The sequence below is a fragment of the Sphingobacterium sp. 18053 genome, assembly GCF_902706145.1.
GTDB lineage: Bacteria > Bacteroidota > Bacteroidia > Sphingobacteriales > Sphingobacteriaceae > Sphingobacterium > Sphingobacterium paramultivorum.
In genome coordinates this window covers 633,273-659,102 of sequence record NZ_CACSJW010000002.1, presented here as the reverse complement: position 1 = coordinate 659,102, position 25,830 = coordinate 633,273, and the positions used below count along the sequence as shown (strand labels likewise).

Sequence of the window (25,830 nt, the reverse complement as noted above, 5' to 3'; positions counted from 1 at the left end):
AGATCTCATACAGATGAAAAAATTAGCCACTTTATTTATAATTGGTAGCATAGCATTTCATGCTTTTGCTCAACAACGTTTGATTGACATGAAATATTGGAATAATAAAGCTGTACTACCTCTGGTTCTCTATCTGAGTGGAGATGGTGGATTTAATTCATTCTCTAACAAGCTTTGTGAGCTGATTGCTGGAGCAGGATATACTGTCGCAGCTCTTGATTCAAAAAATTATTTCTGGAAGAAGAAAAGCCCGAATGAGATAGCAGGAGATATTTCTAATACCTTGAAGACTTTGCTATCCTCACGGCAGAATATGCGTCTTTTCATCGTTGGGTATTCATTTGGAGCAGATGCGGTCCCTTTTATTATTAACCGCTTGGATCCAGTTGTTAAAAAAAATGTAAAGAGTGTTGTTCTATTGGAACCATCCGTGTCTACAGATCTGGAGATCCATATAGCTGATATTTTAGGCCGTAGTAATACAAAGCGAAGTCTTGATGTCGTCTCTGAAATCAATCGCATGGATGGAGTCAAAACGGGCGTCATTCTTGGTGATGACGAAGCCGATTTTCCTATACAAAAAATTACACTTAAGAATTTTACAAAAAAATACCTCTCCGGGGGCCATCATTTTAGTGGGAATGCAGACCAGGTAGCGAAGAATACGATCGCTCTCTTCTAATTGGGCGGGGTTATTGTCTGCTAGCTTTCCTTTATGGTGGTTATACAGTAGCGATAGGCCTTTTACCTTGTCAAAATCGGTGAAAGCTCTGAAGCTAATCAGATTTCTTGTCCTACATCAATTTAATTAAATGAAGAAGGTCTTAATTTTGATTTAGAATTTAAATAGACAATTATGGAATTAGGAATAGGAATGTTTGGTGACTCGAGGATAGATCCTGTTACAGGTCAAATCCAGGCAGCACAAGATAGAATGAAAGAAATTATTGAAGAGATCAAGCTTATGGATCAAGTAGGATTGGATTTCTTTGGAATCGGGGAACATCACCGGGCAGATTATGCGGTTGCAGCACCCGAAATTGTCTTGGCAGCGGCTTCTACAGTTACCAAAAATATTAAATTGGGTAGTGCAGTTTCGGTATTGAGTTCTGCGGACCCTGTTAAATTATTTCAGGATTTTGCGGCAGTCGATCTTTTATCCGATGGACGTGCTGAGCTGATGGCTGGAAGAGGATCCTTCATTGAATCTTTCCCTTTATTTGGTTATGATCTGAAAGATTATTCCGAATTATTTGAAGAGAAACTTGAGCTTTTGCTACGATTGAACAAGCAAAATCCGATCACTTGGCGAGGAAATTTTAGAGCTCCGCTAATCAATCAAGAAGTCTTCCCACGGCCTAAAAATGGATCACTGCCAATTTGGGTTGCCGTAGGAGGTACAACATCTTCTGTTATCCGTGCAGGAAAACTAGGTTTACCAGTGATGTTTGCTATCATCGGTGGCATGTACGAAAGCTTCGACCACTTATTTGATATGTACCGCCAAGCTTATGAAGACAATGGGCATGATATGGCTAATTTTCAAGTTGGAGTGCACATGCATGCCTTCTTTGGTGACAATAGTACCCAAATAGCAGATTATTATTATCCTGTTTACTCTTCTCAAATGGATCGCATAGGGGCGAGCCGTGGATGGCCTCCATACCAACGTACACAATATGACTTTGGGCGTTCTTCAAGGGGTCACCTTATTGTTGGGGATGCTGCCTATGCCGTAGATAAAATTTTGCAAATACAGGAGAAATTCGGATTGACACGTTTCTCTGCACACATGGATGTGGGCGCCCCTGGACATAAAGAGATGCTCCGTTCTATTGAGATTTTTGGCGAAAAAATAGCACCTGAAATTCGAAAGGCTCTTCATAAAGATGCCTAAAGAGCTATTATCATTTTTTTAACGCTGAGATATTCGCTACCTTTGTGGCGTAAATCATTTTAGAGAGTAAGATGCTTGGATTAAAGTTGTTGACAGATCCGCGATGGGCAAACATCGCAGAAGGAAATTTAGAAGAAATTTTGACTGATCATGCCTGGTGTGAGCAAAAGGCTGCTTCAAATGCAATATCATTAATCACAAACAACTCAGAATACGAAGATTTAGTGCATGAACTGACAGCAATTGCTATCGAAGAGATGGAACATTTTAAGATGGTTATTGATATCATCAAAGAACGTGGCTATACCTTGGGTCGTGAAAGAAAAGATGATTATGTTGGCCAATTGATGAAATTCTCTAAAAAAGATGGCAGTAGAAATATGGCTTTTATTGACCGTTTATTATTCGCGGCGATGATCGAAGCCCGAAGCTGCGAACGTTTTAGAGTGCTCTCGCAAAATATTCAAGATAAAGATCTTGCGAAGTTTTACCATGATTTAATGGTATCTGAGGCAAATCATTATACAACATTTTTAAATTTTGCACGCAAATATACCGTAGACGTCGACGTAGAAAAGCGTTGGAAGGAGTGGTTGGATTTTGAAGGGAAGTTAATTCAGTCGTACGGAAGTAAAGAAGCCATTCATGGCTAATTGGATCTCGCTCCTACCTATTTTAAAACACATACATAACAGTTGTCCCGTTCTATTTCTTAGAACGGGATTTTTTGTCACTTATTTATTCTTATCTTTGTACCGTGATTGAAAAAAGTAAAATAATAGATATCAGGAGTTTGTCTTTGGATCAGATCAAAGATCAACTTACAGCGTTGGGGGAGCAGGGCTTTCGTGCGAAGCAGATTTATGAATGGATCTGGGTAAAGTCCTGTGTAGATTTTGATGAGATGAGCAATTTAAGTAAGCCCCTTCGTGAGAAGCTGAAAGCGAATTTTACGATCAATGCAGTTACAGTTAAAGAATCTCAGATCAGCTCAGATAAAACAATTAAGAGTAGTTTTTGGCTGTATGACAATAATATCATTGAGGGGGTATTGATCCCTGCTCCGGAGCGAATGACAGCCTGTGTAAGTTCACAAGTGGGTTGTAGCTTGACCTGTAAGTTCTGTGCAACAGGCTATATGGACCGTAAAAGGAACCTCAATGCCGATGAGATCTATGATCAAGTCGTTCTGATCAGCAAGCAAGCCGAAGAGAATTATGGGCAGCCACTGACAAATATCGTTTATATGGGGATGGGTGAGCCTTTGCTGAACTATGCCAATATGATGAAGTCGGTTGAGCGCATTACGGCTCCCGATGGATTAAATATGGCTGCCAAGCGGATCACTGTTTCCACTGCTGGCATCGCAAAAATGATTAAGAAATTGGGTGATGATCAGGTGCGTTTTAATCTTGCACTTTCTTTGCACGCTGCAAATGATAAAAAGCGGAATGAAATTATGCCTATCAATGAGCAGAACTCACTAAAAGCTCTGGCAGAAGCCCTCAAGTATTTTTATGCAAAGACAAAAAGTCCAATTACATTTGAATATATTGTCTTTAACAATTTCAATGACGAATTGGAGGATGCTAAAGAACTTGCCAAGTTCTGTAAACACGTTCCTTGTAAGGTCAACCTGATTGAATATAATCCTATCGCACTGGCCGATTTCTTGAATGCTGAAGCAGATAAAATCGAGGTATTTGCAAATTATCTAAAAAGTCAAGGTATAATCACGAATGTGAGACGTAGCCGTGGTAAAGATATCGATGCAGCCTGCGGACAATTAGCAATCAAGGATGAGAAAAAGGAGGAATCCGAGGCATAATCTGAAGGATAGTTCCTATCTTTAATAGGGGAATTAACCAGATGAAATCCGAATTAAATAAACTTTTTAGCGATTTTGTATCCATCTTTTTTCCAAGAGAATGTGGCTGTTGTGGCTGTGTGCTAAAATATCAGGAAAAGTTTATTTGTATAGCATGCGATTTCCACTTGCCTTATACTAACTTTCACGAATATTCAGATAACGATACCGCAAGACAGCTTTGGGGGAAAGCTCCAGTGGAAGAGGCCTGTTCTTTTTTGTTAATGCAAAAGGATAGCCGTGTAGAGCACCTCATTTATCAGATTAAATACAATAATCAACCCTTTCTTGCGGAATATTTTGGTTATCTATACGGCTTAAAATTAATAGAAGTAAAGGCCTATCAGGATATCGATTGTATTGTTCCTGTGCCATTACATAAGAGCAAACTCCGAAAAAGAGGTTATAATCAATCCACTTACTTTGGGAGAGGTTTGTCCAGAGCGATGGAAATCCCGTTGCGTGAAGATATTTTGGTAAGAAAGAAAGCGACAATTAGCCAAACAGGTAAGGGACGACTCGACCGTTACGAAAATGTAAGTGATATTTTCGATTGTCAGGCCACTGGGGTGCCGGCCAATGTACACATTCTATTGGTGGACGATGTGTTAACAACAGGCGCTACGATTGTTTCCGCGGCATTAACACTCTTAGATGCTGTTGACTGTCGGGTATCTATTGCTACTTTAGCAAGGGCCTAGGCCCAATCTGGCCCATAGCGTATGGGTTATTTAAAAATAATAAGGAATAAAATTCACAGCCCGGAAGAACGCGTTCAGATAATTTAAAGCGAATTCTTATAATTTAAGTAGCTAATTATATAGACCCAATATATAGATCTGGTAAAGCACTCAATGATAACGAAATCGTCAAAACTAAATCAACCCGGTATTTACAACCTTCGGTTGACATAGTTTAGTAGATAGGCAAACCCGGCCATCCCTATTCCGATGCTGTCGGCAAATAAATCCCACCAATCACCGCTCCGATAAGTAAAAATATAAAGCTGAAGTAATTCTGTCAGTCCAGCAAATAAAAATCCGAGGATAGATACGATAAAAATCGGAAGCCAGCGGGTTGGTTTACCGCTGAATTGCTGGATAACACCATTGTAAAGCAGCGTACAGAAAACAAAAAACATCCCACAATGGACTAATTTGTCCATACCTGGATATGCGGGAACTGCGTCAAAATTGTTACCCGGGAGTGTGCATAAAATAATAACTATTATGGCCCAAATAAAACACCACTTATAGTCTAATAAGATTTTAATCATGGCGTTAAATATCCAAAAATTTCCTGATAGAAATAAAAATATTATGAATTTAAAAATTATTCACTTGTAAATCAGTGATTTAATAAAATTGTTTTGTTTTGTATGGTACTATGTATTGCATGGTACCATAAAATACATATATCTTTGTATTGTTATGATAGCTGAAAATACACAAATCCAAATGAGGAAGGGGATACTTGAATATTGTATCCTATCCATAATTTCTCGAGGAGAAATTTATGCCTCCGATATTATCAGCGAACTGAAGAAAGCTCAATTATTGGTTGTGGAAGGAACCTTATATCCGCTTTTAACACGTCTAAAAAACAATGGCCTGTTAAGCTATATATGGAAGGAGTCGACTTCAGGTCCGCCTAGAAAATATTATGAAATTACCCAAGAAGGGTTAGAAGTCCTTTCGCGACTAGATGTTACCTGGAATGAGCTCGTGTTTGCTGTAAACACGTCATTGGTGGGTAGGAACAATGATTCAACTAAACCAGTTAAAGACAATAACGATGAATAAGACAATAATTATCAACATAAATAGTATCGTCTTCCATATTGAAGAGGATGCTTATGAGGTGCTTCGCTCCTACATGATTGATATAAAGAAGCACTTTGGACAATCGGAAGATAGTCGGGAGATTTTAGAGGACATCGAAAATCGTATTTCTGAAATGTTTACCGAAAAGATTCAGGCGGGCAGCAAAGAAGTTCTGAATATGGACGATGTTAATGCTGTTATAGAGCAAATGGGGAGTGTAAGTGATTTTGAATCTGAGGATCAGGATGGTTATGCATCTTTTCAGCGCCAGCCAAATGCAGACGGCTTTAAAGTAGGGAAGAAGCTGATGCGTGACCCTGATGACAAAGTTTTCAGTGGAGTATGTAGTGGACTGGGACATTTTTTTGGCATTGAGGCCAAATGGGTGCGCTTACTCTTTGCTTTATTTGTTGTGATCGGTGGATCGGGTGTATTGGTCTATGTCATCCTGTGGATCGTCATGCCGCTCGCTGTAACTCGTGCAGATAAGATGGAAATGCGTGGGGAAGCACCGAATATTCAAAACTTCAAACGTTCGTTCGATGAAGAAATGAGCGGGGTGAGGGATTCATTTTCGAGGGGAATGGATCGTACAGGCGATAGTGTTGCTAAATTATTGCAGGTCTTTGTGAAAGTCATCGGCGTATTCTTTGTTATTATCGTTGGGTTGACGCTCATCGGGTTGATTATTGGACTTATTTTCTTTGCACTGGCTATTGTGAACGTAATTCCTGACGTCATGGACGATTCTGGTCCTTTTTATCTCATGAATCCGAGTGACGTACCTTTTGCTTTGATAGCGGGTTTCCTGGCCATTTTTATCCCTTTTGCTGGATTGTTCTATTTGCTTCTCCGCGTTCTCTTCGAGAAAAAACCAATGAACAATTATTTGACAACCACCTTATTTTTAGTCTGGTTGGCGTCGATAGGCGCAATTATCTACTACGCTACATCGGTAGCAAAGGAATTCAAAGAGTCTAGTACGATTGTTGAAGAGAAGCCGCTGCAAAAACAAGCTGTTTATTACTTAAATGAAAATGATATTCGGGTAATCCGCTTAAAAAATGGTGTAAAAAGCGGTTTGGGTATAAAAAACGAAAACCTCTCTACTTATCTGAGACGTAATATTCGTATCCGTGTCGAACGTATAGACTCCCTACAGGAACCTTATGTACGTTATGAGTATTCGGCCAAAGGAAATTCCTATAAAGTTGCAACAGACAGAGCAGGTAAAATTAATTATGCGTTGAGACAAGATAGTACGTCATTAACATTTGACAATGCGTTCCAGTTGAATGAAGGTGAACTCTATCGGGATCAAGAAGTCAATATTACCTTGTTTCTCCCAGTAGGCACCAAGTTGATCATTAATGATAATTTGGAAGATAAATTAAGGGATATTTCATTTTACGAATGTCGTGACCGTTATAGTGAAGACCTAAGGGATGTAAAAGACGTCGAGTTTGTGGTCACGTCACTCGGGTTGAAATGTGCCTTACCGGCCAAAAAGTCAGATGACAGTGACGAAACAGATGCTGAAGGCAATGAAGTAATCGCAGCTGATACGTCTGTTGTCATCCGCAGGGATACCATTATTAATGTCAAAAAAGATGGAGTTACCATAGAGACAAAAAAGAAATAACATAAACCAAGTCTTCCGCCTTTAGGCGGAAGACAAATTATTGAAGCTGTAACCAATCGAAAATCACTACTGAACCTCGTGTGATAAGCCTATTTAGTGCCATCAAAAGTGAAAGCTATTACACCTATTTATAAACGAATGAAAAGATATTTTTACCTCTTACTCTTAAATTTTTTAATTGCTTCCTTTGCCTATGCGCAAGTGAAAGTTACAGGCAATGTACGGGTGGAAAATAATGTGCCTTTGGCTTCTGCAACTGCTTATCTGATGAAGGCAAAGACAACTGTTATTTTGAAAGCAGTTGTTACAGATGAAAATGGAGAATACCAGTTTTCGGATATCCAAACTGGAAGTTATTATGTCGACGTCAAAATGGTTGGGTATACGGCCAATAAGAGCAGCGTTTTTGATATCAGTAAATCAGATTACAAGCTCCCAACGATCCTGCTGAACGCGGACACACGAAAATTGCAGGAGGTCGCCGTAGAGGGTAAGCGGCCGATGGTTGAAAGCAAGCCTGGTAAACTGGTTTTAAATGTCGAAAACTCTCCCTTGGCCGCAGGGAATAATGCCTTAGATATTGTACAGCGGGCCCCTGGAGTGAGTTTAGATAACAATAATAACCTACAGTTGATGGGTCAATCTGGTGTATCAGTGACCATCGATGGTCGGCAGACCTATATGTCGGGTGAACAGTTGGTGAATTTTTTGAAAAGTACGGATGGTAACCAGATTAAGTCCGTTGAAGTTATCACCACCCGGGCAGCAAAAGATGACGCAGAGGGGGCTGTGGGGACTATAAATATTGTCCTCAAGAAAAATCGGATGGAAGGATTTAACGGAACCTTTAACATGACGGCAGGGCGGGGAGAAAAATTCAGAGGGAATAGCTCCTTATCCTTAAATTATAAAAAGAATAATACGACAGTATTTGGATCGTATGCATATTCGAATGAGAAAAGTCACCGGAAGCTCCTGCTTGATCGTGTTATTCAGAATAAAGGGGAAAAGACCTATTTTAAACAAAGGTCGATATTGGATGAAAAGGAACAGAATCATTCCTATCGCTTCGGTGTTGAGCAAAGGACATCAGCCAGAAATACGTTAACCGTGCAGTTTAATGGTTCGAATAATATCGAATACAATGATAACGATAGTAAGACCAATGTAGGAAAGTCTTTTACAACATTGGATTCGCTTTTGATTTCGACATCGCAATTCAAAGAGTTATTTGATCGGTACTCTGCTAATTTAAACAATGAGTTTAGAATTGATTCTAACGGCAGAAAACTTACCGTTGATCTGGATTGGAGTAAATTCAAAAGCAGCAAACGGGTAGGGTATAATAACCAATATTTTGATGGTCAGATGGATGCGATTACTCCTGAGGAGATCCAACGTAGTAGAATGCCCATCGGAATCGATATCTATGTCGCCAAATTGGATTATGAACAACCGCTGTCTAAGGTTTCCAAGCTTGAGATGGGGGCTAAATATTCTAATGTTACGTCGGATAACGACTTAACCTTTGAAGATTTTTTGAACAATTCTTGGATTAATAATGAAAAACGTACGAATCATTTTGTGTATAAGGAGCAGATTGCCGCTGGATATATAGACTATAATAATACGATAGGAAAATGGGGCCTGAAGGTCGGTGCGAGAGGAGAATATACGTTTTCTGATGGAAACTCATTGACCTTAAATAAGCAGGTGAAGCGGAACTACTTTAAACTTTTTCCGAATGCAAATCTGACATATACCCTCGATGAGAATCATATTCTTTCCTTAGGTTATGCAAGGAAAATCACCCGTCCCAATTACCGACAGTTGAATCCTTTTGATTATTTCATTGATAAACTAACCTTCGAACGTGGCAACCCTTATCTGAATCCGCAATTCTCCAATGAATTCACCCTAAATTATACGTTGATGCAACGTTACAATGTGACATTGGGAATTAACGATGTACGGGATGCGATTGTAGAGAGTATGGGGCAAGATTCAGTACTGAAACAAACTTGGGTTATACGTGAAAATTTAGGTAAAAATTTGACTGCTTATCTGAATCTGAACATCCCTATAACGGTATCCAAGATTTGGAGCATGAATAACAATATTACAGGCATCCATTTTAACTTTGATGGCATGGTGGGTGGTCATCCGCTGAAAAGGAAGTCATTTCTTTTGCAGGCTACATCGATGCACAATTTAAAATTGGCGAAAAGTCTGTCGGCTAATGTCAATTTGAGGTATTTCTCTCCTTTCAAATATAATGTATACGATATGAAGGCCCGCTGGGATATGGAGCTTGGAGCGACAAAGACATTTAAAGATCAACGTAGTTCTTTGAAACTGGCGGTGAGCGATTTGTTTAATACAGGGAATCAGAATCTGAAAACCAATTTCGGCGATTTCGACTCCAGTATCAGGCAATACCAAGATCGTCGTGTGGTTCGATTGACCTATTCGTATAAATTCGGAAATTTAAAAAATAACTATCGTAAGAAAGATACAAGTAACGAGGAGAAGGAAAGAGCGCAATAGCTACGCACCATTATGTCGTTTCAAAAAGCCGTAGGAAAATTTTTTCTTACGGCTTTTTATTTAGTCATTGAAGACTAACTCAGTAGGTAATACACGCGTTTCAAATTCTGTAATCGGATATTTGGCTTCTATTAATTTGATAAGAAGTTCCGTAGCGATTTTCCCCATTTCGAAAGCAGGTTGCCTTATGGCAGTTACTTTAGATGAGAATAGTTCGACAACATTAGAGTTTGTAAATCCAGCGATAGCAATATCGTTACAGGCTTCAAAATTTCTTTTTTTCATGACATGGAGATATCCTGTCGTTAACTTATCGCCAGAAATAAAAATAGCATCAAAACCAATGCGGATAAGCTCTTCAATTGCATTTTCGATTTCTTCCAAATGTAGCCCCCCATATTGGCAGTATTTAACCAGATCTGGATCGAAATCAATATGATTAGCCATCAGTGCCTTTTTGTACCCCATTAGTCGGTCCTTTGTTATGGACAATGATTTAGAATTTGTAAGGTGTGCAATTTTCTTCTTTCCTAGTTTTATGAGGTGCTGGGTTGCATCGTAGGCTCCCTGTTGGTTGTTTACGACAACTTTATAGGTATTAAACTGTTGTGGTATTCTATCGAAAAATACAATTGGAAATCCACGTTCTTTTAATTGGTAGAGATAAGAAATGTCCTCGGTTTCAGAGGATAACGCTATCAATAACCCATCTATGCCTCTGGATGTTAGATACTCAACATTCAGCCTTTCCCTTTCTGAAGACTCATGTGTCTGTGAGATAATGATATGAAAGTTCTTGTCATAGGCAATAGACTCGACACCGTTTATGACTTGGGAGAAAAAATTATTGGCTATTTCACTGACAATGATACCAAGAGAGTGGCTTCGACGTTCCTTTAAACTCCTTGCAATGGGATTAGCGCGATAATTGATCTTTTCGGCATACTCCAACACAATCTTTTTTGTTTCAGGACTTATTTCATAACTATCTCTTAGTGCTCTGGAGATTGTGGACGTTGATAAGTTAAGTGCTTTAGCAATATCTTTGATTGTATAGTTTTCGAATCTCATAATTGGCAAAATAGAACATAATATTAATCAAAAAAAATTACAAAACCTAATAGGCTCCCCTATGCAAACGTTGCCGGCAACGTTTGCGTAACTTTAGTCCTGATACTTGCACCAACAAGTGAAATATACTTTGTAAACTTGGTTATATGATGATTGGTTAAATTCCTCTGTATTTCCAGCGAGGGTGATTTAATCATTTTAATTGAATACCTAAAATATGAGTAAAGCCTTAGTAGTATCTACTGCTATTTGTGCTTCTTTATCCACATTAAATGTGCATGTTCAAACCCAAAAAGTCCAAGTAACTGTCGTTGATAGCGATCAAAAGGAATTAATGGGGGGAGTGTAACTGTGACAGGAGCAGGAGTGATTTTTAATGCTCCCGTTTGTTCTCCTCTATAAGCAGGGTAGGTTTAATAGGATTTTAAGTAAAATGAATACAACTCGCCTTCTGGATGTTGAAGGCAGGTGTTTTTTAGATATACCCAATGAAGAAAATCGGTACACTTATTTCGGGCTTTGTGATGGTAATTTTTCTCCTCGCTTTACAGCAGGAACAAACCCTCACAATTTATATAATTGGCGACTCAACAGCTGCAAATAAAGATAAGCGCACCTTTCCTGAAACTGGTTGGGGAATGGCTTTTGCAAAGATGTTTAATCAACAAGTGAGGATCGATAATCGCGCATTAAATGGCCGCAGTTCTAAATCCTTTAAACAAGATTCGGGCAAGGACGGGAGTACTATTAATCATTGGGAACCTATTTTTGAAAACCTCCGTCGCGGAGATTATGTTTTTATCCAGTTTGGACATAATGACGAAAAAGTCGATAAACCCAATGTAGGAACTTCGTTGGGAGAGTTTGAACAGAATTTGACTTTCTATATCAATCAGACAAAGGAGAAAGGGGGGATTCCAATTCTTTTGACACCGATAGCGCGACGTAAATTTGAAAATGGTGTTCTCATCAAAACCCATGGGCAGTATCCGGCTGTTATCCGCAAGATTGCTCGAAATATGCAATTACCTTGTATTGACATGGAAGATCAGACAACAGTACTTGTCAGGTCTTACGGAGAAGATGGAAGTAAGAAATTGTTTTTACATGTAGACAGTGGCGATATGAATTATCCACAGGGAAAGAAAGATGATACCCATTTGAATACCTTTGGTGCCAATGAAGTGGCAAGGCTGGTTGCCAAAGGGATTTGTGAATTGCAGTTACCTATTCAAAAAAATCTGATGCTGAAGTAACTTTAGGATGCTATAAAATCAGAAGGAAGCATACACCTAACACAATTTGATTGACAGGGGAAGGGCTGTCGTAAAAAGGATGGAGTTGATCTGAAAATGTACTTGGAAAATTTCTGAAAAAATGGATTTAAAAACAAGCGACACCGAAATGATCGATGTCGCTTGTTCATATCAGCCGTATACTAGAAAATGTATTTCGTGCTTAAGAAATTTGATTCATTTTCACTCACGATTTCGTTTAACAATTTCTTGTTTTCCTCGGTGAACTTTGTGGCCACTAGAGAACGTATGGAGAATGAGCGCAAAGCATCAACTACTGACAACGTTCCTTCAGCACTGTCCTTTCTACCTGTGAAAGGGAAAGTATCCGGACCGCGTTGGCATTGACAATTGATGTTTACACGGCTAACTTGATTGACAAGTGGATCAATAAGCGATGAAACAACAGCTGCGTTATTACTAAAAATACTTACTTGTTGTCCGTGTGAAGATCCGATTAAGTACTCGATAGGTTCTTCAAGGTCGTCAAAAGGAACAACAGGGATAACTGGGCCAAATTGTTCCTCTCTATAAAGTTTCATCTGTGAATTGACAGGGTAAACAATTGCCGGATAGAAGAACGATTCTGCAACTTGACCACCATTTTCATTGACTACTTTTGCACCATATGCTTTTGCATCTTCAATGCATTCAGTTAAATAAGCTGGTTTATTGACTTCTGGAAGCGGAGTCAAAGATACCCCCTTTTCCCAAGGCATTCCATATTTCAATTTTGCGACTTCAGCAGAGAGACGTTTTAGGAACTCCTGTGCTAAGCTGCGATGTACATAGATAATTTTTAATGCTGTACAACGCTGGCCATTGAAAGAGAGTGAACCCAGTACGGTTTCAGAAACCGCGAGGTTCAAATCTGCATCTTTTGTAATAATTGCTGCGTTTTTTGCGTCCAAGCCAAGAATAGCGCGAAGGCGATTCACTTTTGGATGCAATTTTTTAAGTTCATCAGCAACACGGCTTGAACCGATTAACGTCAAGACATTGATCTTTCCCGATTGCATTAGGCTAGGGACAATCTTGTTGCCACGGCCATAGATTGTATTGACAACACCTTTTGGGAAACTCGTTCTGAAAGCTTCTAATAAAGGATAATGTAATAACGTACCATGTTTAGGTGGTTTGAATAACATGGTATTTCCCATGATCAATGCTGGAATCAAAGTCGTGAATGTCTCATTCAATGGATAATTGAATGGGCCCATACAAAGGACGACGCCTAATGGAGATCTTCTGATTTGGGCAACGATACCTTGTTCGATTTGAAAACGCGAAGAATCGCGGTCTATATCTTTCAATGCATCGATCGTTGCATAGATGTATTCCACTGTGCGATCAAACTCTTTTACTGAGTCTGCATAGGATTTGCCAATTTCCCACATAATAAGCTTGACAACAATGTCCTTTTTGGCAATCATCTTTTGCGTGAAATTTTCAACACAAGTAATACGATCGGCAACGCTCATTGTCGGCCATTCTCCACGGCCATTGTCGTATGCTTTTACAGCAGCGTCTAAGGCTTCCATGGACTCTTTTTCAGTACAAACAGGGAAACTACCGATGCGCTTACGTTTCAAGCCATCCTTAGTCTTCACACAAATAGGTGAAAAAACTTCGTTTACTTGACCCGTCCAAGAAATCATTTCTCCATTGGAAAGGAACTCTCTTTGATCGACCTGTTCGTCGAGCGTAAATTCTGCGGGAATGTCTTTCTCCTCGTAGAAGATACCTTCTAAGTTTAAGCTCATTGTTTTAAAAAATGGTTTAGATTGATATTTATAAAGATATTGCTAATGTAATATAAATTTCGCAATATATGTTAATTTTTTATTAAAATAAGTTTAGGAACTAGGGTTTTCATTATCACCCATGCAATTAAATATGCGATCGCACAGAAAGAGAAGATAATAAAATATCCAGCTTCTTCGCCTTTGAATCCCATAAAAGTCATTTGTGTTTCTTTTGCATAATCAAATAACCATCCTGACGTCTTGTTGATAATAAAGGCTCCAATACCTCCTGCAAGCCCTCCAATCCCTGTAACAGTTGCAATGGAGCGTTTTGGGAATGAGTCTCCAATGGTCGAAAAGATATTGGCGGACCAGGACTGATGTGCGGCTCCGGCGAAACCGATCAGAATGACAGGTATCCAATAGGAGAGATGCCCCAAGGGCTGAGCGAAAAGAACAACCAATGGTACAAAAGCAAATAACAGCATGGCTTTCATGCGGCCTTCATAGGCATTCATACCCTTTTTCTCTACAAAGTAGGTCGGTAGCCATCCACCATAAATAGATAACATAGTAATTGCATAGAGCACAAAAATTGCGAGCTGCCCTTCTGTATCCGATGATTTTATGTCGTAGACGGCAGAAAGATAAGCTGGCATCCAGAACAAGAAAAACCACCAGACTCCGTCGGTCATAAATTTTCCAAAGGCGAATGCCCAGGTTTGCTTATATTTTAAGCATTCAGATATGGTTGTTCTTGGAAGTTTCGTATCGACCGTATGTGCGGACTGCTGTTCATGGTCATCTTGATTGATATATGCCAATTCTGCCGCATTGACTTTTGGATTTTCATGTGGCTTTTTATAGAGAAAAATCCAGAAACCCATCCAAACGAAGCCTAATGCACCTATGATGATGAAAGACATTTCCCAACCCCAATGTGCGGCGATTACAGGAATGGTCAAGGGTGCAGCCAGGGCACCAATAGTTGCGCCCGAGTTGAAGATACTTGTTGAGAGCGCCCGGTCTTTTTTTGGAAAATATTCGGCTGTGGCTTTGATCGCGGCAGGAAAATTCCCCGCCTCTCCAACAGCGAGAACAAAGCGGGCAAAGATAAATAGGTTGACACTAACGCTAATGATTAAGCCTGCATTATTCACATGAGAAATTGCCTCTTTTGCGCCTTCGAAACCGACGAACCATTCGCCGGCAACAATTCCTGAGGTCGCTATACCACAGAAAGCATGTAATATGGCACCAATTGACCAGATTCCAATTGCCCATAGAAAACCTTTTTTTGTGTCCATCCAATCCACAAAGCGACCTGCAAATAGCATACTAATGGCGTAAAAGATCGAAAATAGTGCTGTAATATTACCATAGTCTGTATTTGTCCAATGAAACTCAGGACTAATAAAATCTTTCCAGGTCAAGGACAGCACCTGCCGATCCAGGTAATTGATTGTGGTAGCAAAAAATAGTAGAGAGCATATCACCCAACGGTAATTACTCTTTTTCTCCGTGTTAATCATAATGGGTTTAATAGTTTATTTTTTTAGTGTACGTGTCTGTTTCCTGCTGTCAAAAAGTGCCCCTCAGCATGACTTTTTTGAAGTCACTATATGAAGACGTTTATCGTGCTTTTGAGACAAATTCAAGTGCTTTTTTAGTGTTTTCGAATAAATTGCTTGTGTCTTTAGGGTCAATTAACTTGCTGCCCATGCCTACTGCGCAAACCCCGGATTTGAACCAGGCTTTTAAATTCTCCATTTCGATTTCTACGCCCCCCGTCGGCATAAATTTCTGTCCTTTAAAGAGATCTCTTATCGACGACATAAATGCCGGCCCCAGAATATTTGCAGGAAATAATTTTATAAGCGCCGCTTGCTGCTGTTGCGCAGTATAGATTTCTGTCGGTGTCATACATCCTGGAATCCACAACTTATGCTGCTCATGCACAAGAGAGCCAACTAAGGGGTTTACAATGGGAGAAACAATAAAATCTGCACCAATTTGCAGAAATTGTTGCGCTTCTTCAACCGATTTGATGGTGCCAATACCTAAATAGAGATCTTGCATGTCTAAATTCCTTGCGGCAATCAAACTTTCAAACACTGCCAATGCTTCTGGGCCGCGGTTTGTAAATTCAAAGACACGTATGCCTGCCTGATATAAAGTTCGCAGGATAGTTATGCTTTCGGCCTTATCGTGATGAAAAAACAAAGGAAGTGTCCCCTGCTCTATAATTTTATCTAATACAATTTCTTTCAAATTCATGCTATCATTCTTTTTTTTATGTCTTCCACTGTACTTGTTGTTGCGTCGCTCGCGATGAATAGTTTATCGAATGCTGCGAGCGTTGCAAACGCTAGGGTTTCTTTTGGAGAAAGGTTGGAATACAACCCATAAATCAGGCCTGCCATAAAGCAATCTCCACTACCTACTTTGTCCAAAATTTCTTCGGCGGTATATTCCGTTGATTTAATCAGGCTGTCTTTGTCAAACAGTGTGGTATAATACTTGATTCCCTTGGTTTTATAGTCAAAACGAAAAGTGTTGGCCACATACTGACAAATCGGATTCGCTGATATAATTTCCTTGCTTGTACGATCTGCTTGTGCCAATAGATCTTCTTCCTGATATCCGGAAGAAGAAGTTAAGAATTGTTCCTCTAGCTGGGTTCCGAGCATCTGATGAGCAGCCCATATATTGCCCATAATTAAATTGCAATATTGGGCAATTTCGGGCATAATCTCTTTTGGGGCCTTTCCATATTTCCAGAGTTTAGCACGGTAATTAAGGTCCAAGGATACAAAGATTGATTTCTCTTGTGCTTTTTTTACGGCCTCCAGGCATAGGTCTGCAATATCTTGACTAATTGCAGGACAGATGGCTGAAAAATGAAACCACTTAACATCGGCAAAGACCTCTTCCCAGTCAATGCTACCTACTTTGAGGTTTGCAAAGGAGGAGTTCGCACGATCATAAATGACACCTGCATTTTTTAGATCTTTTCCTTTTGGCAGATAGTAAATACCCAACCTATCGCCAGTCCACTGCATCGCTGATGTGTCTATACTTCTGCGTTGAAGGTAACTATCAATACCTTCACAGATGGCATTTTGAGGAATTGCAGATAAGTAGGATGATGGTACATTCCACAACGCTAAGGCTGTGGCTACATTCAGCTCGGCTCCGCCGACGTAAAAAGGCAACTGATGTTGTTCAATCCAATCTTGTTCGATGTCGGGGCAGATCCGCAACAACAATTCTCCAAAGCTTAAAACTTTACCCTGCATGTTCATTAAAATTCAAAATATTCTTTCGCGTTATTATAGCTGATATCTGTTATGATTTTCCCTACCCATTCGATATCATGTGGTATCTCTCCCTTTTCAATGTCCTGTCCGAAGATGTCGCACAACAATCTTCTGAAATATTCATGCCTTGGAAATGAAAGGAAGCTTCTAGAATCTGTCAACATACCGACGAGACGGCTCAATAAACCCATATTTGACAGCGTGTTGATTTGTTTTGTCATTCCGTCTTTTTGGTCTAGAAACCACCAAGCCGAGCCAAACTGAATTTTTCCCTTAATTGATCCATCATTGAAATTCCCGATCATGGTTGCAATAAGTTCATTATCGGCAGGATTGAGATTATACAAGATGGTCTTGGTTAGCTTATCTTGATTGTCTAATTTATTCAAAAATTTTGACAATGCACGTGCCTGACTAAAATCTCCGATCGAATCCCAACCGGTATCAGGTCCGATCAAACGATGCATACGGGCATTGTTGTTGCGCAATGCTCCTAAGTGATATTGTTGAACCCAGCCTTTTTCATGGTCCCATTCTGCAAAATAAATCAACATCGCAGATTTGAATTTCAGATTTTCGGTTGGGGAGATTTCCTTTTTTGTACGAATCTTCTCAAAGATCGTCACGATTTCCTGTTCGGTATAATCTTCGGCATAGATTTGTTCCAGGCCGTGATCCGATACTTTACATCCGTTGGCAGCAAAGAAATCATGTCTTGTTTTTAACGCGTTTAAGTAATCCCCAAGGCTATTGATTTGAATGTCGCTGACTGCTTCCAGTTTATCGATATATTGATTTAATGCAATAATATCATCGGAGTTCATCGCTTTATCCGGACGAAAGGCGGGAAGCATCTTGAACGATTCTTTTTCCTTTGCAAATTGTTGGTGAAACTCGAGGCTGTCGATAGGATCGTCAGTGGTACAAACCACTTCAACCTTCATCATTTTCAGTAACCCGCGGACGGAATGGCTGTCTTGTTGTAACAAAGCGCCTGTATCGGCATATATCTTGGCAGCCGTCTTTGGTGACAACAAATCTGTGATGCCAAAATAGCGCTGTAACTCGAGGTGTGTCCAGTGATGTAACGGGTTGCGAAGCGTATAAGGTACAGTTTCTGCCCACTTGATAAATTTTTCCTCATCGGAAGCATCGCCAGTAATATAACGTTCATTGACTCCATTGGCCCGCATGGCCCGCCATTTGTAATGATCGCCATGTAACCACACTTGACTAATATTGTCAAATTTTACATTATTAGCGATTTGTTCAGGAATCAAGTGATTATGATAATCAATGATCGGCAAATGCTTTGAATAGCTGTGATATAGCTGTTCTGCTGTTTTTGTGTTTAATAAAAAGTTGTCGTCTAAAAAAGCTTTCATACAATATCCTATTTTTATAAACTCACACCTCTTTTCCAAGGTATAAAGTCGTCTTGATTTAATTGGACAGCCTTAGGTGTTATTTCACCACTAGCTGCTTTGATACAATATTCTAAAATGTCTTCACCCATGGTTTGGATCGATTTCTCACCGTCTATAATAGGACCGGTATTGATATCGATAATGTCGGCCATTTTGGTTGCCAGTATATTATTTGTTGCAACTTTGATGACCGGGCATATTGGATTTCCGGTAGGCGTACCCAGGCCAGTTGTAAACAGAATTAGTGTTGCACCAGCGGCAGCTTTTCCAGTTGTTGCCTCAACATCGTTTCCGGGGGTACAGACCAAATTAAGACCGGGCTTTGTTGCTTCCTCAGTATAATCCAAGACATCTACAACAGGCGAAGTACCACCTTTTTTCGCGGCACCATTACTTTTTATAGCATCCGTGATAAGTCCATCGCGGATATTTCCTGGAGATGGATTCATATAAAAACCCGAACCAACAGCCTCGGCAGCATTGCTATAAGCGGTCATCAGATCGATGAATTTATTGGCAGCCTTTGGATCGATGGTACGGTCTATTAGATTCTGCTCGGCACCACATAATTCTGGAAATTCGGCCAACAGTACCTTTCCGCCAAGAGCAACTAAAAGGTCGGCAGTATAACCGACTGCGGGATTGGCAGAAATACCGCTGAACCCATCGCTACCACCGCATTTTACACCTAAGGTTAATTTGCTCAATGGTACCGGCTGTCTTCCAAGTTTATTAATTTCTGTCAGGCCCATAAAAGTTTGTAGTATCGCCTCTTTCAGTAATTGTTCCTCACTTTTGGATTGCTGCTGTTCAAATAAGTACAGTGGTTTGTCAAAATCCGGATTACGCAACTTGATATCGTTGACTAGATCGTTCAGCTGTAAATTTTGGCAGCCCAAACTTAATACCGTAATACCTGCGACATTCGGATGGTCGGCATAGGCGGCAAGTAACTTACTCAAGATGGCTGCATCTTGTCGAATTCCGCCACAACCACCCTGATGATTCAAAAATTTAATGCCGTCCACGTTTTTGAATATGCGATCCGATTGCTGCGTAATTGTGTTTAGCTGCCCGAGGGAGGTCATATCCAGTGTTTCTCCCTTTTCATAGGCTTTTAACAGCTGATGGGTGAAGTTCTTGTATTTTCCAGAGACTGAATAACCAAGCTCATTGTATAATGCCTCTTTGATAACATCAAGATTTCGGTTTTCGCAGAAAACGGTTGGGATAAATAACCAGTAATTTGCGGTGCCTACACGGCCGTCCGGACGGAGGTAACCATTGAAAGTTCTTCCGTCAAATTTTGAAACGTCAGGCTTTTCCCAGTGATAATGTGAAGACCTGAAATGGTAAGGCTCGGCTGCATGTTTGGTGTTGTCGGTATTCATGATGCTTCCCTGTGGGATATCAAATTGCGCTTTTCCCACGAGAACCCCATACATATAGATTTCGTCACCAAACTGCATATCCTGCATAAAAAATTTATGCTTGGCAGGAATATCTTCCTGTAGAATATAATGTTTGCCCTCAAACGAAATCGCATCACCTTTTTTGAGATCTTGTAAGGCGACCAAAACATTGTCTTTGGGATGTATCTTTAATACGTTGTTTTTCATCTGTAGCGCTATTTATACTTTTTATTGTCAAGAACTGATGAAATTTCGAGTGCCTTTAATGCCCCTTTTTCAATGATCTGTTGCAATTTCTGGTTGACTGTTTCTTCAAAATGAGGAAACTCCGTTAAATTGATCCCCCATAAATCCGTATCTGAAAGCACGGTATGAACGAGTTTATCTGGATTGCTCCAGGCGACATGTAATCTCGGTGCCAATTCGTCCTGAAGTACAACCGTCCGTCCATTAATCAATTGCTCATATTGATCACCGTTCAGCTTGGATTTTAATAGATAGAGATAAGCCGCAAATCCAAGTGCGAAGAGTTGAGGAGCTTTATTGTGCGTTGTATACCACTTTCTTAGCAGCGGAATATTGCGCATTGCCATTTTTGAGCTATAATTTAAAGCGATGGATTCCCATTTGTGTTCCAGATGTGGATTGGCAAAGCGGTCGATGACTTTGGATGAGAAATCGTTGATATCGGCAACAGAAATACTGTCGCTTAAAATGGCGGGACCAATTTCATCTTGCATTAAAAGACGTATAAATTTATTGAATGCTGTATTTTGCATGGCCTCCTTTACTGTTTCGAAGCCCGCAAGAAGGGCAAGTGCACAACTTAAGGAATGCGTTCCATTGAGGAGCCTTAATTTGATTTCCTTGTACTTTTCAATTGAAGGAACCAACATGACATTCGGATCTGCCAATGCAAAAGAAAGGCGTTGTTGCACACGTTCAGAATTAGCTTCTATCGCCCATAAGCGAAAGGGCTCAGCCATAATCATCAATTGATCCTCGTAGCCCAATAAAGCGCAGGTTTTCGTGTATTCTGCTAAAGGCAATGCACCGGGGACGATGCGATCGACCAGCGTGTTACAAAAGTCATTGGCGGTATCAAGCCAGTCCATAAACTTTTCTGAGAGTTCGTTCAGCTTAGCTAAGGCTGTGACGATCGATTTCAGTTTAGTTCCATTGTCGGTAATCAGTTCGGTAGGGACGACGGTTAAGCCCTTGTTTTTATCCGCATTGAAGTAAACAAATCTGCGATAGAGGATCGCTAAAAGTTTTCCTGGAAAAGAAGTGGGGGGTGCGTCATTGATCGTGTCTTCACTCATAACAATGCCGACTTCGGTAGTGTTGGAGAAAACAATTTCCAGATCCGGATTTTCAGCACTTTTTAATATTTCGGACCAATCTTGCTTGGCCGCCAATACACGAGAAATCGAATTGTTGATTTCGTAATGTGAAATCTCTTCACCATCTTCTATTCCTTTAATAGATAATGTGTATAGATTGTCCTGCTGTTCGAAAGCATCAGCACCGGCCGAACTTGTTGACTTTACAACGAGGATTCTACCGCAAAACAGTTTTTTTTGATTTGCTTTATGGACAAAATAATCTGGGAGGCCTCTGAGCAATACACCGGTGCCAAATTGAAGAATCTTTTCCGGATAGAGGAAAGAGGATTCTGTCGGCTTGCTGATGAGATCAGAATTGATTGTATGTATAGTATGTTGTGTCAGTAACATCTGAAAGTTTTATTATTGAATTTTGTATTGTTTTTTCCACTTTGGATAGTCCTTTTGGATCAGCTTTTCCGGCCAGTTGCCAAACCAGGCATAGCCATTTCTACGCTCCTCTGAAACCTCCTCAAAGTTGTATTTGATTGTATTGTCCCGATCTCCAAACTTTTGTCTACCAACTGTTTGGGCCAGGCGCCATTTGACAACTGGTACTGAAGCATCTTTTCGTCCACTGAATCTTTAGTGCGCACAGTCTGTCCTGTACAGTAATTATGAAACACTGATACCGCGATGAAACTTAGAATACTTATTTTTCTCATGGTCTCTAGTTGTTGATCTGTTTGAATAACCAGTGTACTAAATCATTCGCTGCAGTAAAGTTCTCATATTCCTTAGGTAGCTTTCTTCCATCGGTATACTCATTATATAACCAGGGGTCTCCAATTGCAAATACGGTACCTTTTCCATATTTTGCCGTAGCAATGATGGTATCACCATGGTCTTGAATCAATGTTTGGGCTGGAGCGTTTACCTGTAATGTTGAAATTTCCTTGATATATATTTTTGCCGTACTCGGAAATACGGCGTTACCTTTTGGAATAGCAATTGCTCCCGTCTGAAAGTCATTTCCTTTCACTCGATTGCGACTATCCTCATTGAATGTGATGCCAAATTTTTGTGCAAGGGTATTGAATCTGCTGATTTCGCAGTTGCCGCTATCATTTAAGAAAAGAACGAGTACACCGCCCTGTTTAACCCATTGCGTAATCTGTTGGGCGTCGGTTTCATTCATAAAATGCGGATGCTCAGTTTCTTTCTCTGTGTCGGGGTCTACGATGATATAGACGTTGGATTTTGAGAGATTCTGTAATGTAGGTGCTGTTCTTAATGTGTTTAATTGACCACCATTTTTTTCAAATACCCTACCCAATAGGGAAAACCCGTTGTTGTCGTCACCATCCCAAAGATAGTGGTAGGGTTTAATTTGCCCCGATGCAGTCTTTTTATATTCGTTGTTGAAATAATTGTCCAATGTGACAGTGCGCCTTTTGTTGCCCTTTTGTTCCTTTGCAAATTCAACTTCGGATGCGGCAAGGATAAAAGCACCGACTCCTTTGGGATCATTGGTAACGACTGGTTCGCTCATATAATACGCAAAGCTGCCATCGCGATAATTTTTTCCTCCCAAACCAGAAACTTGAACAGTCTTTGTGAGATTAACACGGTTTTCTCCAGCAGGGGTGATGAATTGTTGTACAAGCCCTTGGTAGCCCCGATCCAGATTTTTCTGAAATGAAGCTGGAATATAACCTTTGCGTAGTGATTTTGCCAATGCAAATACAAACATACTTGAGGCCGAAGATTCTAGGTAATTTCCTTTTCTTGTCCCCAGATCCACAATGTCATACCAAACGCCGGTTTTGACATCCTGATACTTGACAATTGCGGATAACGTTCTGTTTAAGATTGCAAGGAGTTCTTGTCTTCGTGGATGCTCTTCTGGGAAATAGTCCAATATATCGACAAGCGCCATTACATACCAGCCCATACCCCTAGCCCAGAAGTGTGACGATAAACCTGTTTTGGGGTTTGACCAGCTTTCCTTTCTTGATTCATCCCAGCCATGATACAGCAGACCTGTTTTCTTGTCACGCGCGTTTTTTTCCATGTAGCTAAACTGGTTGGCGATATCGTCAAAAGCAGCAGGAATATCCATTAGGCTTGCATATTCTGCATAAAAAGGTTGTCCCATGTACAAACCATCTAGCCACATTTGGTAAGGATAAATTTTCTTATGCCAAAATCCACCTTCATGTGTGCGAGGGTGCTTTTGAAGCTGTGCATATAATTGGTGGCAGGCCTTTAGATATTTTTCTTTACCGGTTACTTTGTAAAGTGTTAATAGCGCGGTGCCATTTTTGATATTGTCGATATTGAAATCGTATGCATCATAGTTTTTAATCGAATCTGGAATGCTGAGATAAGCATCCATGCGCGATTGCATATAATTAAAATAGGTAGCGTCTGCCGTATTGCGCCACACATCTGTCAGGCCTTCAAAAATAACCCCCATATCGTATGACCATTTTGGAAATTTGTCGGTCCTGTTGAATAATGAATCCGGATAGAGCTGTTCAAGTACAGTTTTAGCCATCTGCTCAGAAAAAGGCTTTTGTTGGCCAAATCCAGAAAATGGAACAAGTGCTGCAAGGTTTAAAAGAATTAAAAATAACTTTCTCATCGCGTTCCTAATTTTTGATCGTTAAGGATTTGTCTGTACTTCCCGCTATAAATTGACTGATCTTCTTGGCAGTCCTTGTGTTGGATTTCGATAAATGGATATTAGATTCAACAAGCTTATATTGATCAAAGTCCTTGGTGAAAAGCAGTACGGTATCTCGTTTGAGGTGCAGGTTTACATTGCTCTGCATTTCAATAGGCCCTGTCAACCAAATTCCGGCAGGGATCAGTACCAGACCGCCGCCATGTTCGCTACACGTATGGATCGTTTGGTTGATTGACGCTGTATTAAGTAATTGACCGTCACCTTTAGCGCCATAATTGCCGATATTTAACGTGTCTTTCTTAAATTCGACCTGTTGTACGATAGGATGGGCAGGCTCTTGGGCTATACACAGCTGTGGCAGCACGAGAAACAATCCAAGAGCGGATTTCAATGTACGTGAATAGTGCTTTTTAAACGAATTCATTTTTTACATTTTGGTTTAAAAATGGTTATTTGTAAAAGCAATTGTACATTCTTTGTCCCTAACTTGGATGAAAAACTTATGCAATCGTTACCGGTCATTACTTATCGATCAAATGTAAGGTTTGGTACCCAATCCTTGAATACACGTTGGAAATTAAGGCTATCGGCCCCTCTATCTGTTAACAGGCAACTCCATTTGACACGATTTTGTGACATTGAGCCCGCGCCTTTGTTTTTATATTCTGCGAAATAAGCTGTTTTCTCATTTGACTCTTTGCCCCAGTTGTGCCAACCTTTGTCTTCAATAAATTTGGGAAGGTTACAATGCATGAAGATTACTTTGGCATAAGGTCGCCAAGGGCGTCCCAGATAGCATGTTTTTGTGTCTTTATTTCCTGTGATGTTGCAGTTGTTAAAGATATAACCAAAATCTACCTGTTCGGGCGTAGATGCTGCGGTAATATAGCCCTTGTTTTTGCAGTGCAGTTCACAATTTTCAAACCAGGCCGTGGACGCGCCAAAGATAAAATCTATAGTACCTTCGATATAACATTGGTAATAAAGCTGCCTTGTTCCCTTCCCGAAAGTGTATAAGGTGTCTTGAAATCCTAAGAAGCGACAATTGAGAAACAAATTACGGTCTCCGGAGATCCATGCCGCCACTGCCTGGCCCACCGGGCCGGATCCATTTTCGAAAGAAAGGTTTATGGACGTAAAATCGTCCCCATAGCAATAAAAACTTGCTGAGCCAGAAGTACCCATTTTTTCACCAAAACGATTTTTCTTTTGCGCATAATCGTCATAACTGATAATCGTTTTAAATTTATCTTCACCGACTAATGTAACAAACTGCTTGCTCCCCGGGAGGATGATTTTTTCGCGATATGTCCCGTTTTTGATATATATTTCCGTTTCCTTTTTTCGAAAATCAGGGACAGCATCAATGGCGTCTTGAATTGTTGTGAAATTTCCCGTACCATCTTTTGCCACGACAAAATCATAACTCTTTACTTCCGCAGCAAAAAGAAAAAAAGGAATTAAAAAAAAGGAAAGTATGATCGTTCGCATTCCAAATTGTTTAATTGGTCAATGAAATTACCAATATTAAAGCCTTCCTTAAAGGAAATCCATCAAAATAAATGCGCAAACGTTATCGGTCACGTTTGCGCAAACCGATTGAAAAGACAATTCTAGCATGCTACCATGGCATGAAGCGTGCACTTGTATCTTGAAATATTGCGTGTTTTGGATACCTTTGATTGAGTTCATATAGCCACAAAAGGATGTTTAGAACGATTAAGAGTCCTAAATTGTCTATATGGAGTTCAATTGTATTGCATTTAA

Annotated in this window: 23 protein-coding genes; 10 read left to right on the top strand and 13 right to left on the bottom strand. The window is 40.1% G+C overall.

All coding sequences use genetic code 11. The features are described 5' to 3' along the window. Positions 1 to 13 precede the first annotated feature (13 nt). The 5 genes from GVK91_RS06665 to GVK91_RS06645 all read left to right on the top strand — a co-directional run bounded on the left by GVK91_RS06665 (position 14) and on the right by GVK91_RS06645 (position 4,465). Positions 14 to 682 carry an AcvB/VirJ family lysyl-phosphatidylglycerol hydrolase gene (locus GVK91_RS06665; protein WP_153844481.1) on the top strand — a complete coding sequence of 223 codons (669 nt, stop codon included), beginning with the start codon at positions 14 to 16 and terminating at the stop codon, positions 680 to 682. A gap of 174 nt (positions 683 to 856) precedes the next feature. After that, positions 857 to 1,897, top strand: a complete 1,041-nt coding sequence (locus GVK91_RS06660; RefSeq protein WP_159727551.1) for an Atu2307/SP_0267 family LLM class monooxygenase — start codon at positions 857 to 859, stop codon at positions 1,895 to 1,897. A gap of 71 nt (positions 1,898 to 1,968) precedes the next feature. Further along, positions 1,969 to 2,550, top strand: a complete 582-nt coding sequence (locus GVK91_RS06655) for a tRNA-(ms[2]io[6]A)-hydroxylase (RefSeq protein WP_153844479.1) — start codon at positions 1,969 to 1,971, stop codon at positions 2,548 to 2,550. Positions 2,551 to 2,657: 107 nt separating this feature from the next. Further along, complete coding sequence (gene rlmN, locus GVK91_RS06650; RefSeq protein ID WP_182333285.1) at positions 2,658 to 3,725, top strand: 23S rRNA (adenine(2503)-C(2))-methyltransferase RlmN; 1,068 nt, start codon at positions 2,658 to 2,660, stop codon at positions 3,723 to 3,725. Between the two features lie 41 nt (positions 3,726 to 3,766). Next, a complete protein-coding gene (locus GVK91_RS06645; RefSeq protein ID WP_088163299.1) occupies positions 3,767 to 4,465 on the top strand; it encodes a ComF family protein in 699 nt (232 codons plus the stop codon). 191 nt (positions 4,466 to 4,656) lie between these two features. Here the strand turns inward: GVK91_RS06645 and GVK91_RS06640 are convergent, their stop codons facing one another. Beyond that, the gene (locus GVK91_RS06640) at positions 4,657 to 5,082 is read right to left on the bottom strand and encodes a VanZ family protein (RefSeq protein WP_369073908.1); all 426 of its coding nucleotides are present in this window, start codon (positions 5,080 to 5,082) and stop codon (positions 4,657 to 4,659) included. Between the two features lie 112 nt (positions 5,083 to 5,194). On the opposite strand from GVK91_RS06640, the gene GVK91_RS06635 reads away from it, so the two are divergent. From GVK91_RS06635 to GVK91_RS06625, 3 genes are all read left to right on the top strand, one after another. Next, positions 5,195 to 5,566, top strand: a complete 372-nt coding sequence (locus GVK91_RS06635; protein WP_046673104.1) for a PadR family transcriptional regulator — start codon at positions 5,195 to 5,197, stop codon at positions 5,564 to 5,566. Beyond that, on the top strand, positions 5,559 to 7,229 hold the full coding sequence (locus tag GVK91_RS06630; protein WP_159727549.1) for a PspC domain-containing protein: 1,671 nt from the start codon (positions 5,559 to 5,561) through the stop codon (positions 7,227 to 7,229). The genes GVK91_RS06635 and GVK91_RS06630 overlap by 8 nt, the downstream gene beginning before the upstream one ends. A 138-nt stretch (positions 7,230 to 7,367) precedes the next feature. Continuing rightward, positions 7,368 to 9,776 carry a TonB-dependent receptor gene (locus GVK91_RS06625; RefSeq protein ID WP_159727547.1) on the top strand — a complete coding sequence of 803 codons (2,409 nt, stop codon included), beginning with the start codon at positions 7,368 to 7,370 and terminating at the stop codon, positions 9,774 to 9,776. A gap of 60 nt (positions 9,777 to 9,836) precedes the next feature. On the opposite strand, the gene GVK91_RS06620 is transcribed toward GVK91_RS06625, so the two are convergent. Next, positions 9,837 to 10,847, bottom strand: a complete 1,011-nt coding sequence (locus GVK91_RS06620; RefSeq protein WP_153844474.1) for a LacI family DNA-binding transcriptional regulator — start codon at positions 10,845 to 10,847, stop codon at positions 9,837 to 9,839. 217 nt (positions 10,848 to 11,064) lie between these two features. Here GVK91_RS06620 and GVK91_RS27605 point away from each other — a divergent pair, with 217 nt between their 5' ends. Continuing rightward, entirely contained in the window at positions 11,065 to 11,196 is a 132-nt protein-coding gene (locus GVK91_RS27605; protein ID WP_259256196.1) for a hypothetical protein, read from the top strand. A gap of 139 nt (positions 11,197 to 11,335) precedes the next feature. Beyond that, entirely contained in the window at positions 11,336 to 12,103 is a 768-nt protein-coding gene (locus GVK91_RS06615; RefSeq protein WP_159727545.1) for a rhamnogalacturonan acetylesterase, read from the top strand. A 182-nt stretch (positions 12,104 to 12,285) separates the two neighbouring features. Here GVK91_RS06615 and GVK91_RS06610 read toward each other — a convergent pair whose 3' ends face one another. The 11 genes from GVK91_RS06610 to GVK91_RS06560 all read right to left on the bottom strand — a co-directional run bounded on the left by GVK91_RS06610 (position 12,286) and on the right by GVK91_RS06560 (position 25,554). Then, a complete protein-coding gene (locus GVK91_RS06610; RefSeq protein WP_153844472.1) occupies positions 12,286 to 13,905 on the bottom strand; it encodes an NADP-dependent glyceraldehyde-3-phosphate dehydrogenase in 1,620 nt (539 codons plus the stop codon). A 71-nt stretch (positions 13,906 to 13,976) separates the two neighbouring features. Beyond that, the gene (locus GVK91_RS06605) at positions 13,977 to 15,419 is read right to left on the bottom strand and encodes an MFS transporter (protein ID WP_159727543.1); all 1,443 of its coding nucleotides are present in this window, start codon (positions 15,417 to 15,419) and stop codon (positions 13,977 to 13,979) included. 100 nt (positions 15,420 to 15,519) lie between these two features. Further along, positions 15,520 to 16,164 (bottom strand): bifunctional 4-hydroxy-2-oxoglutarate aldolase/2-dehydro-3-deoxy-phosphogluconate aldolase, encoded by a 645-nt coding sequence (locus tag GVK91_RS06600; protein ID WP_153844470.1) that lies wholly within the window; start codon positions 16,162 to 16,164, stop codon positions 15,520 to 15,522. Then, positions 16,161 to 17,186 (bottom strand): sugar kinase, encoded by a 1,026-nt coding sequence (locus tag GVK91_RS06595; RefSeq protein ID WP_235032779.1) that lies wholly within the window; start codon positions 17,184 to 17,186, stop codon positions 16,161 to 16,163. Before GVK91_RS06595 ends, GVK91_RS06600 begins: the two co-directional genes overlap by 4 nt. Before the next feature lie 5 nt (positions 17,187 to 17,191). Continuing rightward, on the bottom strand, positions 17,192 to 18,592 hold the full coding sequence (uxaC, locus tag GVK91_RS06590; RefSeq protein WP_153844468.1) for a glucuronate isomerase: 1,401 nt from the start codon (positions 18,590 to 18,592) through the stop codon (positions 17,192 to 17,194). Between the two features lie 14 nt (positions 18,593 to 18,606). Beyond that, positions 18,607 to 20,253, bottom strand: coding sequence for a UxaA family hydrolase (locus GVK91_RS06585; protein WP_159727539.1), 1,647 nt, complete (start codon positions 20,251 to 20,253; stop codon positions 18,607 to 18,609). A gap of 8 nt (positions 20,254 to 20,261) precedes the next feature. Beyond that, the gene (locus GVK91_RS06580; RefSeq protein WP_159727537.1) at positions 20,262 to 21,782 is read right to left on the bottom strand and encodes a tagaturonate reductase; all 1,521 of its coding nucleotides are present in this window, start codon (positions 21,780 to 21,782) and stop codon (positions 20,262 to 20,264) included. A gap of 12 nt (positions 21,783 to 21,794) precedes the next feature. Then, positions 21,795 to 21,920 carry a pectate lyase gene (locus GVK91_RS06575; protein WP_235032783.1) on the bottom strand — a complete coding sequence of 42 codons (126 nt, stop codon included), beginning with the start codon at positions 21,918 to 21,920 and terminating at the stop codon, positions 21,795 to 21,797. Positions 21,921 to 22,101: 181 nt separating this feature from the next. Continuing rightward, positions 22,102 to 24,018 (bottom strand): glycoside hydrolase family 88 protein, encoded by a 1,917-nt coding sequence (locus GVK91_RS06570; RefSeq protein WP_159727535.1) that lies wholly within the window; start codon positions 24,016 to 24,018, stop codon positions 22,102 to 22,104. Positions 24,019 to 24,025: 7 nt separating this feature from the next. Beyond that, positions 24,026 to 24,487 carry a glycosyl hydrolase family 28-related protein gene (locus GVK91_RS06565; protein ID WP_159727533.1) on the bottom strand — a complete coding sequence of 154 codons (462 nt, stop codon included), beginning with the start codon at positions 24,485 to 24,487 and terminating at the stop codon, positions 24,026 to 24,028. 101 nt (positions 24,488 to 24,588) lie between these two features. Further along, positions 24,589 to 25,554, bottom strand: a complete 966-nt coding sequence (locus GVK91_RS06560) for a pectinesterase family protein (RefSeq protein ID WP_159727531.1) — start codon at positions 25,552 to 25,554, stop codon at positions 24,589 to 24,591. Between the last annotated feature and the right edge of the window lie 276 nt (positions 25,555 to 25,830).